Here is a 15,467-nt window from a genome sequence, read left to right as displayed (position 1 = left end):
AAAGATGTCCGACAAACAACGCTTCTTTTCCCACGAAACGCTGGAGAAGAACATCGGCTGGCTGATCATCTGCACGATCCTCGTGGTCAGCATCGCAGGTCTGGTCCAGATCGTGCCGCTGTTCTTCCAGCACTCCACCACCGAGCCGGATCCTGGCATCACGCCGTATTCGCCGCTGCGGCTGATGGGGCGCGATATCTATATCCGCGAAGGCTGCGTCGGCTGCCACTCGCAGCAGGTGCGCACGCTGCAGGCCGAGACCGAGCGCTACGGCCATTACTCCACCGCTGGCGAATCGGTCTACGACCATCCGTTCCTGTGGGGCTCCAAGCGCACCGGTCCCGATCTGGCGCGCGTGGGCGGACGCTACTCCGACGACTGGCAGCGCATCCACCTGCGCAACCCGCGCGACGTGGTGCCGGAATCCGTGATGCCGTCTTACCCCTGGCTGGAGAAGGCAGAACTGCCCACCAGCGATATCCAGGCGCGCATGCGCGCGCTGGTCAGGCTGGGGGTGCCGTACACCGAGGCCGAGATTGCCAAGGCCCCGGAAGCGCTGAAAGGCAAGACCGAAGAAGACGCGCTGGTTGCCTACCTGCAGGGCCTCGGCACCAACCGCCGCAATGTCCGCGTCGATGCCGCCGCGGCGGCACCGAAGGAGTAAGCCATGGCCATGATCACCGCCATTGCAACCGTCGTGTCGATGGTTGTCTTCCTCGGCATCTGCTGGTGGGCCTGGTCCGCCGGCCGCCAGGCTGCCAACCGCGAATCCGCCATGCTGCCGTTCGCGCTGCCTGACGAAACTACGACAACATCGAGCCGGAACACCTAGCCATGAGCGATTTCATTTCCGAATTCTGGAGTTATTACATTGCCGCCATCGCGCTCATCGGCATCGTCTGGTGCGTATGGCTGCTGTTCTCGCAACGCAAGATCACCAAGGCACCCGGTGGCACCGAGGATACCGGCCATGTCTGGGACGGCGACCTGCGCGAGCTGAACAATCCGCTGCCGCGCTGGTGGATGTGGATGTTCCTGCTGGCCTGTATTTTCGGGCTGGCTTATCTCGTGCTGTATCCCGGCCTGGGCTCGTACGCCGGCGTGCTGAAATTCTCCACGCAGGGCGAACTGGCCGCGCACCGCGCGGCGCAGGAGCGCATGCAGAACGAGATCTATGCCAAGTACCTGAAGATGGACGTCAAGCAGGTGGCCGCGGACCCGCAGGCGCGCGAGATCGGCCAGCGGCTGTTCCTGAACTACTGTGCGCAGTGCCATGGCTCGGATGCGCGCGGCAGCCGCGGCTTCCCCAACCTGACCGATAATGACTGGTTGTACGGCGGCGACCCCGAGACCATCAGCCAGACCATCACCAAGGGCCGCAATGGCGTGATGCCGCCGTTTGGCGCATCCATCGATGCCAAGCAGGCGGGCGACGTGGCCCAGTATGTGCGTTCGCTGTCCGGGCTGTCGTCGGACCCGATCCGTGCATCGCGCGGTGAAGGCGCGTTCAAGACGACCTGCGTGGCATGCCATGGCGCCGGCGGCAAGGGCAACCAGGCACTCGGTGCGCCGAACCTCTCGGACAACGTCTGGCTCTACGGCAGCTCGGAAGCCAGCATCGTCGAAGCGATCCTGAAGGGCCACAACAACCATATGCCGGCACACGAGGAAATCCTGACGCCCGAACGCATCCGCATGCTGACGGCCTATGTGTGGGGGTTGTCCAATACGGGAGGCGGAGCCGGGCAATGATCGACGACTCATGTGAGCGAGCGCTGGCGGCTCGCGGGAGAACTCGCCCATGAACGCGCCCGGGACCGATGAAGTGGCCCGGGCGGCCGACCTGCAACGGTCGGCCGCTGCGCCAGGCGAGACTTCGGAAGAGACGCTTTACGAGGTCCGCCGGAAAATCTATCCCCGCTCGGTGAAGGGCGCGTTCTCCAGCTGGCGGGTCTGGCTTGTGATCCTGACCCAGCTGGTCTACTACGGCACGCCCTGGCTCCAATGGAACGGACGCCAGGCCGTGCTGTTTGACCTTGGCGAGCGCAAGTTCTACATCTTCGGACTCGTGCTGTGGCCGCAGGACGTGATCTACCTGGCCGTGCTGCTGGTCATTTCCGCACTCGCGCTGTTCCTGTTCACGGCGATCGCGGGGCGGCTGTTCTGTGGCTACGCGTGCCCGCAAACGGTCTATACCGAGATCTTCATGTGGATCGAGCGGCGGGTCGAAGGCGACCGCATCGCCCGCATCCGCCTCGACGGGGATCCATGGAGCCTGCGCAAGTTCCGCATCAAGGCCACCAAGCATTTCCTGTGGGTGCTGATCGCACTGTGGACCGGCTTCACGTTCATCGGCTACTTTGCGCCGATCCGTGAACTGGGCGGCGAGGTGCTGGCGCTGTCGCTGGGGCCCTGGCAAGCGTTCTGGATGCTGTTCTATGCGTTCGCCACGTGGGGCAATGCAGGCTTCATGCGCGAGCAGGTGTGCAAGTACATGTGCCCCTACGCGCGCTTCCAGAGCGTGATGGTGGACCGCGATACTTATGTCGTGACCTATGACGTCGGTCGTGGCGAGCCGCGCGGCAGCCGCTCGCGCAAGACCGACCATCACCAGGCCGGCTTGGGCGATTGCGTCAACTGCAGCATCTGCGTGCAGGTATGCCCGACCGGCATCGACATCCGCGATGGCCTGCAGTACGAGTGCATTGGCTGCGGCGCCTGCATCGACGCCTGCAACCAGGTCATGGACAAGATGGACTATCCGCGCGGGCTGATCCGGTACACCTCGGAGAACGCGATGCGCAAGGGCCTGTCCGCGGCGGCGTCGCGCAAGCGCCTGCTGCGTCCGCGCATCATCATCTACTCGGTGATCTGGGCGGCGCTGCTGGCGGGCTTCATGGCATCGATCATGCTCCGCACGCCGCTGAAGGTCGACATCATCCGCGACCGCGGCGCGCTGGGTCGGGAAGTGGAAGGACGCTGGATCGAGAACGTCTATCGACTGCAGCTGATCAACACCACCGAAGCGCCGATGCAGATCCGCGTGCGCGCCGACAGCGATGAACTGAAGGGCCTGACGGTTGAATACGACAAGCAGGCCGAATCGCTGGCGCCGACCTCCAACCGGCTGCTGCCGATCCGCATCCGAGTGCCGATCGAGGCCGCCACGCAGGGCACGCACAAGATCAACGTAACGGTAACGAGCGAAGGCACGGAGCAGGGGCATGCCGAAATCCGGCAATCCACCAGTTTTATCGTGCCGCGCGATTTGTGAAGCTAGGTGATTCGTACGTAGTCGCCAAGATGAAGGGGGCAAGATGAGTCAGCAAGGCAATCCGTGGTGGAAGGAGCCGTGGCCGTGGCTGCTGATGAGCGGTCCGCTGCTGGCCATGGTGGCGTGCGGCGTGACGATCTGGCTGGCGTCGACGCATCCGGACATGCCGGTGCAGGGCGCGACCAGGCATGGCCTGGTGGTGGAGAAGGCGGAAGCTGTGCCGCCCAGGGCCGCGGCAGCGAGGCAGCCATGAGGTTGCGCTGGCTGATGTGGGTGCTGTGGCCCGGTTTCCTGATGGCGGGCCTGGCGACGGCGACGGTGTTTTCCGTCGTCGATCCGGGCGACCTGAAATTCTTCGGCCATCCGATCGAGTCGTCGCGCGAGTCGGTCTATACCGTCGGCTTTCTGCTGGCGTGGGTGTTCTGTGCGTTGTCCAGCGGGCTGACGCTGTACACCATGCCGACGCGGCTGGCCGATACGGACGAACTGGAATAGGGAAGGACCACCGCGCTGCCGGCGCCGCAGGCGGCGCGGCAACGCCGCGGTGGATCAGCAGCTTCGGCTGTAGAGTTGCTTGATGCCGTCGATGTCGATCAGCTTGACATGCCGCTGGCGGATCTGGATCAACCCGGCTTCGGCAAAGCGCGAGAACAGCCGGCTGACCGTCTCGAGCTTCAGCCCGAGGTAGCTGCCGATTTCTTCGCGGCTCATGCGCATCACGAACTCGGAGGCCGAATAGCCGCGCGCCGAGAGCCGCTCCGACAGATTGATCAGGAAGGCGGCAAGGCGTTCCTCGGCGCGCATCGAGCCGAGCGTGACCAGCATCAGTTGGTCGTGCGTGATTTCCTTGCCCATCAGCCGCAGGAACTGCTGCTGCAGCGACGGCAGGTCGGCCGACAGCGACTGCAAGTCATTCATGCGGACCACGCATACCTCGGTATCTTCCAGCGCGGTTGCATCGGACGCATGCTGCATCTCGCCCAGGCCGTCGAGGCCGACGATTTCACCGGGCAGGTGGAAACCGGTAATCTGCGAGCGTCCGTCTTCGGTGGTGACATGCGTCTTGAGCGTACCGAAGCGGATGGCGTAGACCGCAGTAAGCGGGTCGCCCATGCGGTAGAGGGTTTCCCCCTTGTGCACGCGGATGCGTTCCTGCACCAGCGTGTCGATCTTGGCAAGGTCTTGCTGCGACATGCCAACCGGAAGGCACAGCTGTCCCATCGCACAGGTGGAGCAGCGGGGTGACATCTCGGTAACGGGGATGGAGGTGAGCAATTGGAACCTGCTAGAAATGGCAGCGGGGCACGATACGAACATTTTACCGTGCGATGTGATGCGGCAGGGAGACAGATTTGACATTTGGCGTATTGATCAGTGTTTTCCTGCTCGCCCTGCTGGGCGGGGTGCACTGCGCCGCCATGTGTGGCGGAGTTGCGCTGGCTGTCGAGCAGCGGGGCGCCACGGCGGCGCCAGTGCGCCTGGTGCGCAGCCGGGGCGCCTGGCTTGGCGAGTTGTTGGTCATGCACATTGGCCGGATTTCCACCTATATGCTGCTGGGTGCAGCGCTGGGTGCTGCCGGCGCCACAGCATGGAAGCAGGACTACCTGCCGGTGCAGCGCTGGCTGTTCGGCGCCGGCAGCCTGATGCTGCTGTGGTCCGGCTGGCGCTTGCTGCGCGGCAGTACCTTTACCGTGCACTGGCTGGAACGGCTGGCGGCGCGCGCCGGCGCAGCGGTGGCTGGCGGGATTGGCGGGATTGGCGGGATAAGCGGCCTCGCCGGCGCGATGCCTGCCTTCGTGCGGGCGCGCGGCGGGCTGGCGCGGCGTTACGGCGTGGGCCTGGCCTGGGGACTGGTACCGTGCGGCATGGTCTACGGCGCGCTGACGCTGGCGCTGCTGGCGGGCAATGCCGGCTCCGGGGCGCTGGTCATGGGCGTGTTCGGGCTTGGCACGCTGCCGAACCTGCTGGTGCTGTCGGGGCTGTCGGGCTATCTCCGGCTGTGGTCGAGACGGCCGGCCGTGCGCCTGGGCGCGGGCCTTGCCGTGATGGCGTTCGGCGGGCTTGGCATTGCGCGAGCGGTGCTGCTGCCACATTCGCTCGCGGAACAGGGCTTTTGCCTGGTGTTTTGATGTCGCGCGGGCCCTGCTGGGGCGCCGGCGCCCCACGCAAGCAGGATGATGGTTGCAGGCGGACGTGGGAATACCATACAATCGCCAGCATTGTGGTATCGCGCGGAGTCAGACAGGCTGCGGTAAGCAGCGGCGTACAGCGCCTGGCGGCCTTGATTTCCGAAGGCGCGCGCGGAACGCGGGAAGCGGAAGGCTTTTGCTGATCGCCAGCCCCCGCGGTCCATCCGGTTCAAAAGATCTGGTTCAAAAGTCCGGTTGGCGCTGCGGCGTGGTAAATGCCGGCCTTGCTCCCGATACCCGTATTTTCTTGCGTCCGAGGCGTTCAGTTCGCCGACCGCGATGTCCGCCTGGGCGGACGAGCGACGCAAGAGGTTCGCTGGCCGGTCCATTGCGGCATGCGGACGATCTCCTGCCGGAAGCCCGGCAACTCGATGCAAAGAAAGGGAAGTGCACGGCTTGGGTACAGCAGGTATCCGGCTCGCTGCGCAATGAGATGGCGGTGGCTTTGGCACCGCTGTATCCAAAATCTCCGGTGCCCCGGATCCGTCCGGGAGCAGGTGCAAAGACAGGCTGCACACCATCAACATGAATACCCAAGAGGCGAAGATCGTCCTCGAGACGGCGCTGATCTGCGCGCAGGAACCGTTGCGCGTCAACGATCTGCGCCGCCTGTTCGACGATGACGTCGGCGCAGACACCATCCGAGTGCTGCTGGACGAACTGCGCCAGGACTGGCGCCCGCGCGGCGTGGAACTGGTGGCGCTGGCCAGTGGCTGGCGGTTCCAGAGCCGGCCCGAGATGCGGGAATACCTCGACCGCCTGAATCCGGAAAAGCCGCCAAAATACTCGCGGGCGGTGATGGAAACCCTGGCGATCATTGCCTACCGCCAGCCCGTGACCCGTGGCGATATCGAGGAAATCCGCGGCGTGACGGTCAGCACGGAAGTGATCAAGAAGCTCGAGGACCGCAGCTGGATTGAGGTGATCGGCCATCGCGACGTGCCGGGCCGCCCGGCGCTGTATGCCACCACCAAGGCGTTCCTGGACGACCTCGGGCTGCTCACGCTGGACGAGCTGCCCCCGCTGGAAGACGCCCAGGCGCAGGCGCAGGCCGCCTTGCTGGAGCAGCAGGCAATCAATTTCGAAGACCTGGCGGCGAGCAAGCCGGCCAGTGCCGACGAGGAAGCCTTTGCCGAGCCGGCCACCCCGGCCGACACACTGGCGAGCGGCGAGGTGGCATCCGGGCGTGACGGCGAAACCCCCGTGCCCGAAGATGGCGCCAATGGCTTTGATGCGCAGCCGCTGCCGGCGGCTGCCGAGGCGGGTCCGGACGATGCCACCGAACCTGCCGCCCCCCCTCCGGACGGGGCGCGGGACCCACTGCCATCCGATGGCACCCCGCCGCACCCGAGCGAGCACGACGAGCGCGTGCCGAACTGAACAACATGCAACATCGATAGTGAATATCTTGTCTGATTCCGTTGAGCAAGACGCCCGCCATGCGGGCGCATCCGCCGACACCGGCGCCGCAGAACCCGGATCGGGCAGCGACGCCGCGCCCCGCCGCAAGGGGCTGCGCCGCGGTCTGAGGAACCTGGTGGCATCGCGCCGCCAGGCCGCGCAGGACCGCACGGAGGGCGCCGAAGGCGCCGGCCAGGGCGATGCCGGGGACGCCGGCGCCGCCGCAAGCGCGGGCGCCGCGGGTCTCGGGCGTGGCGGCCAGCGCGGCCGCGGCAAGCGCAAGACGGGCCAGACTGAAGGCGGACAGAGTGGCCAGGGTGGCCAGGGCGGCAGCAAGGCAGACAAGATCGACCGCGCGGCTCGTGCCGAAGGCGCCGACAAGCCGGAGCAGCCGGCGCGCAAGCGCAAGCAGGGCCAGCGCGGCGGGAAGGCGGCGACGTCCGGCGACAACCAGGGCACAGGCGCTCGCCAGCAGGGCCGACGCAAGGATGGCGGCAAGCCGCAGGCCGCGCGCAAGGGCCAGGGCGGTGCCGACAAGGCCGCCGCCAGCAGCGAAGACCTGTTCCGCTTCGTCATCTCCGAGCAGTACGACAGTGAAGACACCGTCATCCCGCGCACCAAGGCCAAGCCCGTGCGCGAACTGTCCGCCGAAGACGACGCCCCCAAGCTGCACAAGGTGCTGGCCGAGGGCGGCCTCGGCTCGCGCCGCGAGATGGAAGAACTGATCCTGCAGGGCCGCGTCTCGGTCAACGGGCTGCCGGCGCATATCGGCCAGCGCATCCTGCCGGCCGACCAGGTCCGCGTGAACGGCAAGCTGATCCACCGCAAGGTGTCGACCAAGCCGCCGCGCGTGCTGCTGTATCACAAGCCCGCCGGCGAGATCGTCAGCCAGTCCGATCCGGAAGGCCGTCCGACCGTGTTCGACAACCTGCCGCGCATCAAGACCGGGAAATGGGTCGCGGTGGGCCGCCTGGACTTCAACACCGAAGGCCTGCTGATCTTCACCACCTCGGGCGACATTGCCAACCGCTTCATGCATCCGCGCTACGGCGTCGAGCGCGAATACGCGGTGCGCACGCTGGGCGAACTGGCCGAGGCCGACCGCCAGCGCCTGCTGCACGGCATCAAGCTGGATGACGGCGAGGCCAACTTCCTGCGTATCGCGGATGGTGGCGGCGAAGGCGTCAACCATTGGTACCACGTCGCGCTGACCGAAGGCCGCAATCGCGAAGTGCGCCGCATGTTCGAGGCGGTTGGCCTGACTGTGTCGCGCCTGATCCGCACCCGCTACGGCCAGTTCCTGCTGCCGCGCGGTCTCAAGCGCGGCCGCTGGCAGGAAGTGGAGCCGAATGACGTCAAGGCGCTGATGACCAGCGTCGGCCTGAAGGTGCCGGGCAAGGGCGAGCAGGCGCCGAAGGGCGCCACCAAGGTGGGCGGGCGCAAGCAGCGCACCGAAGCGGCGATTGCGGGCATGCCGATGCATACCGGCATGGACGGCCTGCCACGCTTCGAACAGGGCGGTGCCCGCGGCGGCGGCGGCCGCAGCAGCCAGCCGGATCCGATGAAGACGTCGATGGGCTATATCAGCCACGGCCCGACGCTGCTGACCTCGCACGCCGCCAACCTCGGCGGTGGCCGCGGCACCGGTGCGCGCCAGGGACGTGGCGGCGGCGCCGGCATGGGCGGCATGGGCGCAGCGAGAGGCCAGGCCGGCCAGGGGCAGGGCAAGGCCCGCCGCGGTGGCGGCGAGGCCAATGGCAACGTGATGCCGAAGGCGGCCAAGTCGGGCGGCAACCGTGCGCCGCGTGGCGGCGGCAATCGCGGTGGCAACCGCGGCGGCAATCGTTAAGCGCTGTATGCGGCGCATGGCGGGCAGAACGCCCGCCCGCGCCGCGTGCGGCCCGTGGTAATGTCTGGCTTTTGCCTTTTCGACATAATCCGCGTATAATTCAAGTCTATTCAAAAAGCCATCCTCGTCCGAGGATGGGCGAATGATGGGCATTGCGCCCATTTTTTTTTGGTTCGCCCGTTTTTCGGTGCTTCCGCCCCTGGCGGAGGGGTGGCGGACAGGCAGCGCTGCAGCAGGGTCGTCCCGGACGGCACCGGCGGGTTTGCCTGCCACGGTGTTGATGGCCATTACTCGGGATAACAGTGCATCTGGCAGATTTGATCGAAACCACCCTAAGCGGCATGGGATATGAGCTGGTCGAGCTCGAGCGTGCCCCGGCCGGATTGCTGCGTGTCTATATCGATCAGCCTGAAACCGGCATTGCCATCGAGGATTGCGAAAAGGTGAGCCGCCAGCTCACCCACGTGTTTACGGTCGAGAACGTCGACTATGAACGCCTCGAGGTCTCGTCGCCGGGACTGGACCGGCCGCTGAAGAAGCTGGCCGACTTCGTCCGCTTTGCCGGCGCGGAGGCGCGCGTGACGCTGCGCCTGCCCGTCAATGGACAGAAGAACTTCACAGGCATCCTGCGCGAGCCCACCGGCGCCGCGGGCGAAGAGAAGATCGGCCTGGAGTTCGAGGGCAAGGATGGCCCGGCGCTGCTGGAATTTGCCGTATCCGATGTCGACAAGGCACGCCTGGTGCCGGTGATCGACTTCAAAGGAAATCAAAGAAAAGGGAACAAGCAATGAGCCGCGAAGTTCTGTTGCTCGTCGATGCGCTTGCGCGTGAGAAGAACGTCGACAAGGATGTGGTATTCGGTGCCCTGGAGGCGGCGCTCGCCTCGGCCACCAAGAAGCGTTTCGAGGAAGACGTGGATATCCGTGTCGCGATCGATCGCGAGTCGGGCGAGCATGAAACCTTCCGCCGCTGGCTGGTCGTTCCCGACGAACTGGGCCTGCAGGAGCCGGACAAGCAGATCCTGCTGTTCGAGGCCCGCGAGGAAAACCCCAGCATCGAGCTGGGCGACTATATCGAGCAGCAGATCGAGTCGGTCGAGTTCGGCCGCATCGGCGCGCAGGCCGCCAAGCAGGTGATCCTGCAGCGCATCCGCGACGCCGAGCGCGAGCAGATCCTGAACGACTACCTCGATCGTGGCGAAAAGATCATGACCGGCACGGTCAAGCGCGCCGACAAGAAGGGCCTGATCGTCGAGTCCGGCCGCGTCGAGGCGCTGCTGGCCCGGGACCAGATCATTCCCAAGGAAAACCTGCGCACCGGCGACCGTGTGCGTGCCTACATCCTGAATGTCGACCGCGCCGCGCGCGGCCCGCAGATCGAGCTGTCGCGTACCGCGCCCGATTTCCTGATCAAGCTCTTCGAGAACGAAGTGCCGGAAATGGAACAGGGCCTGCTGGAGATCAAGGCGGCTGCCCGCGACCCGGGCGTGCGCGCCAAGATCGCGGTGGTGGCGCATGACAAGCGCATCGACCCGATCGGCACCTGCGTGGGCGTGCGCGGCACGCGCGTCACCGCGGTGCGCAACGAGATCGGCGGCGAGGCGGTGGACATCGTGCTGTGGTCGGAAGACCCGGCGCAGTTTGTCATCGGCGCGCTGGCGCCGGCGCAGGTGCAGTCGATCGTGGTCGATGAAGAGAAGCACAGCATGGACGTGGTGGTCGACGAGGAAAACCTCGCCGTCGCCATCGGCCGCAGTGGTCAGAACGTGCGCCTGGCGTCCGAGCTGACCGGCTGGCAGATCAACATCATGACGCAGGAAGAGTCGGCGCAGAAGCAGGCCGAGGAAAGCGATGTCGTGCGCAAGCTGTTCATGTCCAAGCTGGACGTGGACGAGGAAGTCGCCGATATCCTGATCGAGGAAGGCTTCTCCACGCTGGAAGAAGTGGCTTATGTCCCCATCAGTGAAATGATGGAGATCGAGGCCTTTGACGAAGACACCGTCAACGAGCTGCGCAATCGCGCGCGTGATGCGCTCCTGACGATGGAACTGGCCCGGGAAGAAAAGGTGGAAGAGGTGTCGCAGGACCTGCGCTCGCTCGACGGCCTCAACCCGGAATTGATCGGCAAGCTGGCCGAAGGCGATATCCATACGCGTGACGACCTGGCCGAACTGGCCGTGGACGAGCTGGTCGAGATGACCGGTGTCAGCGAGGAAGAAGCCAAGTCGCTGATCATGAAAGCACGGGAACATTGGTTCAACTGAGGGACACGGCCGGGCCGGCCCACGCCAGCCCGGACGCGCTTTCCGCAACAATTTGTCCCGACGTAGAAACCAAGCATTGAAAGGGTTTGAATGGCAAGCACAACAGTTGCCCAACTGGCCGCAGAACTGAGTCGCAGCGCAGCTGCCCTGCTGGAACAATTGCAGGCGGCTGGGGTGGGCAAAGCGACGCCAGAAGACATCATCACGGAATCGGATAAGACCAGGCTGCTGGACTATCTGAAGCGCTCGCACGGCCAGGCCGACGACAGCGCCCGCAAGAAGATCACACTGACCAAGCGCGAAACCTCCGAGATCCGCCAGTCGGACGCCACCGGCAAGACCCGCACGGTCCAGGTGGAAGTGCGCAAGAAGCGCGTGCTGATCAAGCGCGACGACGCTGCGCCGGAACATCAGGCCGATGGCGCCGAGGCCCAGGCCCACGTTGTCGATGCTGCCGAGGAGGCGCGCCGCGAAGAGGAAGAACGCCGCCAGGCCGAGCAGCTGGCGCGCCAGGAAGCCGAAGCCAAGGCCGCCCGCGAGGCCGCCGAGCGCGAGGAAGCCGAGCGCCGCGCCCGCCAGGAGGCGCTCGAGGCCGAGCAGCGCCGCCAGGCCGAACTCGCTGCCCGCAAGGCCGAGGAAGAGGCCGCCGCATCGCGCGCCGTGACCGAAGCCAACGAGGACACCTCGCGCAAGAAGGCCGAGGACGAGAAGGCTCGCGTTGCCGCCGAACGCGCCGAGGCGCAGAAGGCCGCCGACGAAGCCAAGGCCGCCGCCGACAAGGCCCGCGCCGAGCAGGAAATCGCCGCGCGCAAGCGCCGCGAGGCGGCCGAAGCCGAAGCCCGTGCGATCCAGCAGATGCTGAATGCGCCGGCACGCGTGCTGAAGGCGCCGTCCGAGCGCAAGGCCGAGGAAAAGAAGGCCGAGCAGACCGGTACGCTGCACAAGCCGGTCAAGCCGGCCGGCACCGAAGCCAAGCCGGGCGAGAAGAAGCCGGTGACCGCGACCGCCACCACCACCACCGACAAGAAGGGCAAGGTCGTCAAGGCCGGCACCTCGTCGACGTGGCAGGACGAAGGCAGCCGCAAGAAGGGCAGCGGCCTGAAGACGCGCGGCGATTCGTCGGGCGGCGTGGGCGGCTGGCGCGGTGGCCCGCGCGGCCGTGGCGGCCGTCAGCAGCAGCATGACGACAGCCGCAGCAACTTCCAGGCACCGACCGAACCGGTGGTGCGCGAAGTGCACGTGCCGGAAACCATCTCGGTGGCCGACCTGGCCCACAAGATGGCGGTGAAGGCATCCGAGGTCATCAAGCAGATGATGAAGCTCGGCCAGATGGTGACGATCAACCAGGTGCTGGACCAGGAAACCGCCATGATCGTGGTGGAAGAAATGGGCCACAAGGCGTACGCCGCCAAGCTGGACGATCCGGAAGCGCTGCTGGTGGTCGACGGCGAAGAGCACGAAGACGCCGAACTGCTGCCGCGTCCGCCGGTGGTGACCGTGATGGGTCACGTCGACCACGGCAAGACCTCGCTGCTGGACTACATCCGCCGCACCAAGGTTGCCGCGGGCGAAGCCGGCGGCATTACGCAGCATATCGGCGCCTACCATGTGGAAACCGATCGCGGCGTGATCACCTTCCTGGACACCCCGGGTCACGAGGCCTTTACGGCCATGCGTGCCCGCGGCGCCAAGGCCACCGACATCGTGATCCTGGTGGTCGCGGCCGACGACGGCGTGATGCCGCAGACCAAGGAAGCGATTGCGCACGCCAAGGCTGCCGGCGTGCCGATCGTGGTGGCGATCAACAAGGTCGACAAGCCCGAAGCCAACCCGGACCGCGTCAAGCAGGAACTGGTGGCCGAGCAGGTGGTGCCGGAAGAGTACGGCGGCGATTCGCCGTTCGTGCCGGTGTCCGCCAAGACCGGCGCCGGCATCGAAGACCTGCTGGAACAGGTGTCGCTGCAGGCCGAAGTGCTGGAACTGAAGGCACCGGTGGACGCCCCGGCCAAGGGCCTGGTGGTGGAAGCCCAGCTCGACAAGGGCAAGGGCCCGATCGCAACCATCCTGGTCAGCAGCGGCACGCTCAAGCGTGGCGATGTGGTACTGGCTGGCAGCGCCTACGGCCGCGTGCGCGCCATGCTGGACGAGAACGGCAAGGCCACCAAGGAAGCCGGCCCGTCGATCCCGGTGGAAATCCAGGGCCTGTCCGAAGTGCCGGCCGCCGGCGAGGAAGTGCTGGTGCTGCCGGACGAGCGCAAGGCGCGCGAAATCGCGCTGTTCCGCCAGGGCAAGTTCCGCGACGTGAAGCTGGCCAAGCAACAGGCCGCCAAGCTGGAGAACATGCTCGAGCAGATGACGGAAGGCGAAGTGCAGACGCTGCCGCTGATCGTCAAGGCCGACGTGCAGGGTTCGCAGGAAGCGCTGGTGCAGTCGCTGCAGAAGCTGTCGACCGCCGAGGTGCGCGTGCAGATCGTGCACGGCGGCGTGGGTGGCATCTCCGAATCCGACGTCAACCTGGCGACGGCCTCGAAGGCGGTCATCATCGGCTTCAACGTGCGTGCCGATGCGGGTGCGCGCAAGCTGGCCGAGCACAACGGCATCGATATTCGCTACTACAACATCATTTACGATGCGGTAGACGAGATCAAGGCGGCGATGTCGGGCATGCTGGCTCCGGAGAAGCGCGAAACCACCACCGGTACGGTCGAGGTGCGCCAGGTGTTCCGCGTGCCGAAGGTCGGCGCGGTGGCCGGCTGTATGGTCACCGACGGCGTGGTCAAGCGCAATTCGCTGGTGCGCGTGCTGCGCAACAACGTGGTCATCCACGACGGCGAGCTGGATTCGCTCAAGCGCTTCAAGGACGACGTCAAGGAAGTCAAGCAGGGCTTCGAGTGCGGTCTGTCGATCAAGAACTTCAACGATGTTCAGGAAGGCGACCAGCTCGAGGTGTACGAAATCACAGAGGTGGCGCGCACGCTGTAAGGCGTCGCAAGCAACGGCAGGCTTCGGCCTGCCGTTGTCATCTCGACCAGACTGTATTGCATGGCCAAGAAAGGCAATATCTCCTCCCGCAATCTCCGCATTTCCGACCAGATCCAGAAGGACCTGGCCGAGATGATCCAGCGCGAACTGCGCGACCCGCGCCTCGGCCTGGTCACGCTGCAGTCCGTCACGCTGACGCCCGATTACGCGCACGCCAAGGTGTACTTCACCGTGCTGGGCGCCGACGCGGCCGAGACCGAAGCCATCCTGAACGAGAAGGCCGGCTACCTGCATTCGCTGCTGTTCAAGCGCCTGCACATCCATACCGTGCCGACGCTGCATTTCCATCACGATACCTCGGTCGAACACGCGATCGAGATGTCCAGGCTGATCAACGAAGCGAACGCCACGCGTTCGAAAGACGAAGACTGATGCCGCCGCCCATGCCGGCCGGCATGGGCGTTCCCGGCGCGGTCGACGCGCGTTGCGCAGCGCCTTTTCGCGCCCCTCCCGTTTTTTCCCGATGACCGATTCCAACGCCAACCGTCCGCCGCGCCTGCCGCGCCGCGAGGTCCATGGTGTGCTGCTGCTCGACAAGCCGCTGGGGCTGTCGTCCAACGACGCGCTGGTGCGGGCCAAGCGCCTGTTGCGCGCGGCCAAGGCCGGCCATACCGGCACGCTGGATCCGCTGGCCACCGGACTACTGCCGCTGTGCTTCGGCGAAGCCACCAAGTTTTCGCAGGACCTGCTGGAAGCGGACAAGACCTATGACGCCGAAGTGCGGCTGGGCGCGCGCTCCAGCACCGGCGATGCCGAAGGTGAACTGCTCGACGTGCGCGCGGTTACCTGTGACCGCGCGGCGGTGGAGCAGGCGCTGGAAGGATTTATCGGCGAGATCGAGCAGGTGCCGCCGATGCACTCGGCGTTGAAGAAGGACGGCCGTCCGCTGTACGAATACGCACGCGCCGGCCAGACCGTGGAGCGTGCGGCGCGCCGTGTCACGATCCGTTCGATTGCATTGCTGGAGTGCGCCTTGCCGGGGGCCCCGTCGTTCACGATGCGGGTGACGTGCAGCAAGGGCACCTATATCCGCACGCTGGCCGAGGACATCGGCGAAGCACTGGGTTGCGGCGCCCACCTGACCGGGCTGCGCCGCATTGCCGTGGGCGACCTGACGCTCGACGGCGCGGTGACGCTGGCACAGATCGAAGCACAGGACGATGCGCAGCGCCCGGCCATGCTGGCGCCGGTCGACGCCCTGCTGCAGAAATGCGTGCCGGTGCAGCTGGATGCGGCGGCGGCGGGGCGCTTCCTGCAAGGGCAGCGCATTGCCCAGCGCGATCTGCCGGTCGGCACCGCGCTGGCCGAGAACAGCCTGGCGCGGGTCTATGCCGGCGAGCCTTCGCGCTTGCTCGGCGTGGCACGCATGCGCGAGGGCGCGTTGCGGCCGGAGCGGCTGGTCAAGCTGTGAGCCGGCGGGCGGCGACGTAGCCGCCGCCCACCGAAACG

Annotated in this window: 15 protein-coding genes; 14 read left to right on the top strand and 1 reads right to left on the bottom strand. The window is 66.1% G+C overall.

What is annotated here, in order from left to right:
* Nucleotides 1–4: 4 nt before the first annotated feature.
* The 6 genes from ccoO to RALTA_RS08950 are packed head-to-tail and all read left to right on the top strand — an operon-like array spanning nt 5 to nt 3,769.
* A complete protein-coding gene (ccoO, locus tag RALTA_RS08975) occupies nt 5–664 on the top strand; it encodes a cytochrome-c oxidase, cbb3-type subunit II (protein ID WP_012353120.1) in 660 nt (219 codons plus the stop codon).
* Between the two features lie 3 nt (nt 665–667).
* Nucleotides 668–832: a cbb3-type cytochrome oxidase subunit 3 gene (locus tag RALTA_RS08970; protein WP_010809472.1), complete on the top strand. Its 165-nt coding sequence runs from the start codon at nt 668–670 to the stop codon at nt 830–832.
* Between the two features lie 2 nt (nt 833–834).
* Nucleotides 835–1,752 (top strand): cytochrome-c oxidase, cbb3-type subunit III, encoded by a 918-nt coding sequence (ccoP, locus tag RALTA_RS08965; RefSeq protein WP_012353119.1) that lies wholly within the window; start codon nt 835–837, stop codon nt 1,750–1,752.
* 49 nt (nt 1,753–1,801) lie between these two features.
* Complete coding sequence (gene ccoG / locus RALTA_RS08960; RefSeq protein WP_012353118.1) at nt 1,802–3,274, top strand: cytochrome c oxidase accessory protein CcoG; 1,473 nt, start codon at nt 1,802–1,804, stop codon at nt 3,272–3,274.
* A 43-nt stretch (nt 3,275–3,317) separates the two neighbouring features.
* Nucleotides 3,318–3,527 (top strand): membrane protein, encoded by a 210-nt coding sequence (locus tag RALTA_RS08955; RefSeq protein WP_012353117.1) that lies wholly within the window; start codon nt 3,318–3,320, stop codon nt 3,525–3,527.
* The gene (locus RALTA_RS08950) at nt 3,524–3,769 is read left to right on the top strand and encodes a hypothetical protein (protein ID WP_012353116.1); all 246 of its coding nucleotides are present in this window, start codon (nt 3,524–3,526) and stop codon (nt 3,767–3,769) included. Before RALTA_RS08955 ends, RALTA_RS08950 begins: the two co-directional genes overlap by 4 nt.
* A 54-nt stretch (nt 3,770–3,823) precedes the next feature.
* Here RALTA_RS08950 and fnr read toward each other — a convergent pair whose 3' ends face one another.
* Nucleotides 3,824–4,549 (bottom strand): fumarate/nitrate reduction transcriptional regulator Fnr, encoded by a 726-nt coding sequence (fnr, locus tag RALTA_RS08945; RefSeq protein WP_025584410.1) that lies wholly within the window; start codon nt 4,547–4,549, stop codon nt 3,824–3,826.
* 77 nt (nt 4,550–4,626) lie between these two features.
* On the opposite strand from fnr, the gene RALTA_RS08940 reads away from it, so the two are divergent.
* The 8 genes from RALTA_RS08940 to truB all read left to right on the top strand — a co-directional run bounded on the left by RALTA_RS08940 (nt 4,627) and on the right by truB (nt 15,429).
* Nucleotides 4,627–5,403, top strand: coding sequence for a sulfite exporter TauE/SafE family protein (locus RALTA_RS08940; protein WP_012353114.1), 777 nt, complete (start codon nt 4,627–4,629; stop codon nt 5,401–5,403).
* A gap of 585 nt (nt 5,404–5,988) precedes the next feature.
* A complete protein-coding gene (scpB, locus tag RALTA_RS08935) occupies nt 5,989–6,843 on the top strand; it encodes an SMC-Scp complex subunit ScpB (protein ID WP_012353112.1) in 855 nt (284 codons plus the stop codon).
* A gap of 28 nt (nt 6,844–6,871) precedes the next feature.
* Nucleotides 6,872–8,713 carry a 23S rRNA pseudouridine(2605) synthase RluB gene (gene rluB / locus RALTA_RS08930; protein WP_012353111.1) on the top strand — a complete coding sequence of 614 codons (1,842 nt, stop codon included), beginning with the start codon at nt 6,872–6,874 and terminating at the stop codon, nt 8,711–8,713.
* Nucleotides 8,714–9,015: 302 nt separating this feature from the next.
* Entirely contained in the window at nt 9,016–9,504 is a 489-nt protein-coding gene (gene rimP / locus RALTA_RS08925; RefSeq protein WP_012353110.1) for a ribosome maturation factor RimP, read from the top strand.
* A complete protein-coding gene (nusA, locus tag RALTA_RS08920; protein ID WP_012353109.1) occupies nt 9,501–10,976 on the top strand; it encodes a transcription termination factor NusA in 1,476 nt (491 codons plus the stop codon). The genes rimP and nusA overlap by 4 nt, the downstream gene beginning before the upstream one ends.
* 90 nt (nt 10,977–11,066) lie before the next feature.
* On the top strand, nt 11,067–13,958 hold the full coding sequence (infB, locus tag RALTA_RS08915; protein WP_012353108.1) for a translation initiation factor IF-2: 2,892 nt from the start codon (nt 11,067–11,069) through the stop codon (nt 13,956–13,958).
* A 60-nt stretch (nt 13,959–14,018) separates the two neighbouring features.
* On the top strand, nt 14,019–14,390 hold the full coding sequence (gene rbfA / locus RALTA_RS08910) for a 30S ribosome-binding factor RbfA (RefSeq protein ID WP_012353107.1): 372 nt from the start codon (nt 14,019–14,021) through the stop codon (nt 14,388–14,390).
* A gap of 91 nt (nt 14,391–14,481) precedes the next feature.
* Nucleotides 14,482–15,429 carry a tRNA pseudouridine(55) synthase TruB gene (gene truB, locus RALTA_RS08905; RefSeq protein ID WP_012353106.1) on the top strand — a complete coding sequence of 316 codons (948 nt, stop codon included), beginning with the start codon at nt 14,482–14,484 and terminating at the stop codon, nt 15,427–15,429.
* Nucleotides 15,430–15,467 lie beyond the last annotated feature (38 nt).

The organism is Cupriavidus taiwanensis LMG 19424, assembly GCF_000069785.1.
GTDB lineage: Bacteria > Pseudomonadota > Gammaproteobacteria > Burkholderiales > Burkholderiaceae > Cupriavidus > Cupriavidus taiwanensis.
Note: the sequence above shows the minus strand (reverse complement) of the source record. Positions and strands in the feature narration are given on the sequence as shown.

Excerpts from the sequence above, each read along its gene's own strand:
- ccoO (WP_012353120.1), top strand. The coding sequence starts at position 5 with ATGTCCGACAAACAACGCTTCTTTTCCCACGAAACGCTGGAGAAGAAC.
- RALTA_RS08970 (WP_010809472.1), top strand. The coding sequence starts at position 668 with ATGGCCATGATCACCGCCATTGCAACCGTCGTGTCGATGGTTGTCTTC.
- ccoP (WP_012353119.1), top strand. The coding sequence starts at position 835 with ATGAGCGATTTCATTTCCGAATTCTGGAGTTATTACATTGCCGCCATC.
- ccoG (WP_012353118.1), top strand. The coding sequence starts at position 1,802 with ATGAACGCGCCCGGGACCGATGAAGTGGCCCGGGCGGCCGACCTGCAA.
- RALTA_RS08955 (WP_012353117.1), top strand. The coding sequence starts at position 3,318 with ATGAGTCAGCAAGGCAATCCGTGGTGGAAGGAGCCGTGGCCGTGGCTG.
- RALTA_RS08950 (WP_012353116.1), top strand. The coding sequence starts at position 3,524 with ATGAGGTTGCGCTGGCTGATGTGGGTGCTGTGGCCCGGTTTCCTGATG.
- scpB (WP_012353112.1), top strand. The coding sequence starts at position 5,989 with ATGAATACCCAAGAGGCGAAGATCGTCCTCGAGACGGCGCTGATCTGC.
- nusA (WP_012353109.1), top strand. The coding sequence starts at position 9,501 with ATGAGCCGCGAAGTTCTGTTGCTCGTCGATGCGCTTGCGCGTGAGAAG.
- infB (WP_012353108.1), top strand. The coding sequence starts at position 11,067 with ATGGCAAGCACAACAGTTGCCCAACTGGCCGCAGAACTGAGTCGCAGC.
- rbfA (WP_012353107.1), top strand. The coding sequence starts at position 14,019 with ATGGCCAAGAAAGGCAATATCTCCTCCCGCAATCTCCGCATTTCCGAC.
- truB (WP_012353106.1), top strand. The coding sequence starts at position 14,482 with ATGACCGATTCCAACGCCAACCGTCCGCCGCGCCTGCCGCGCCGCGAG.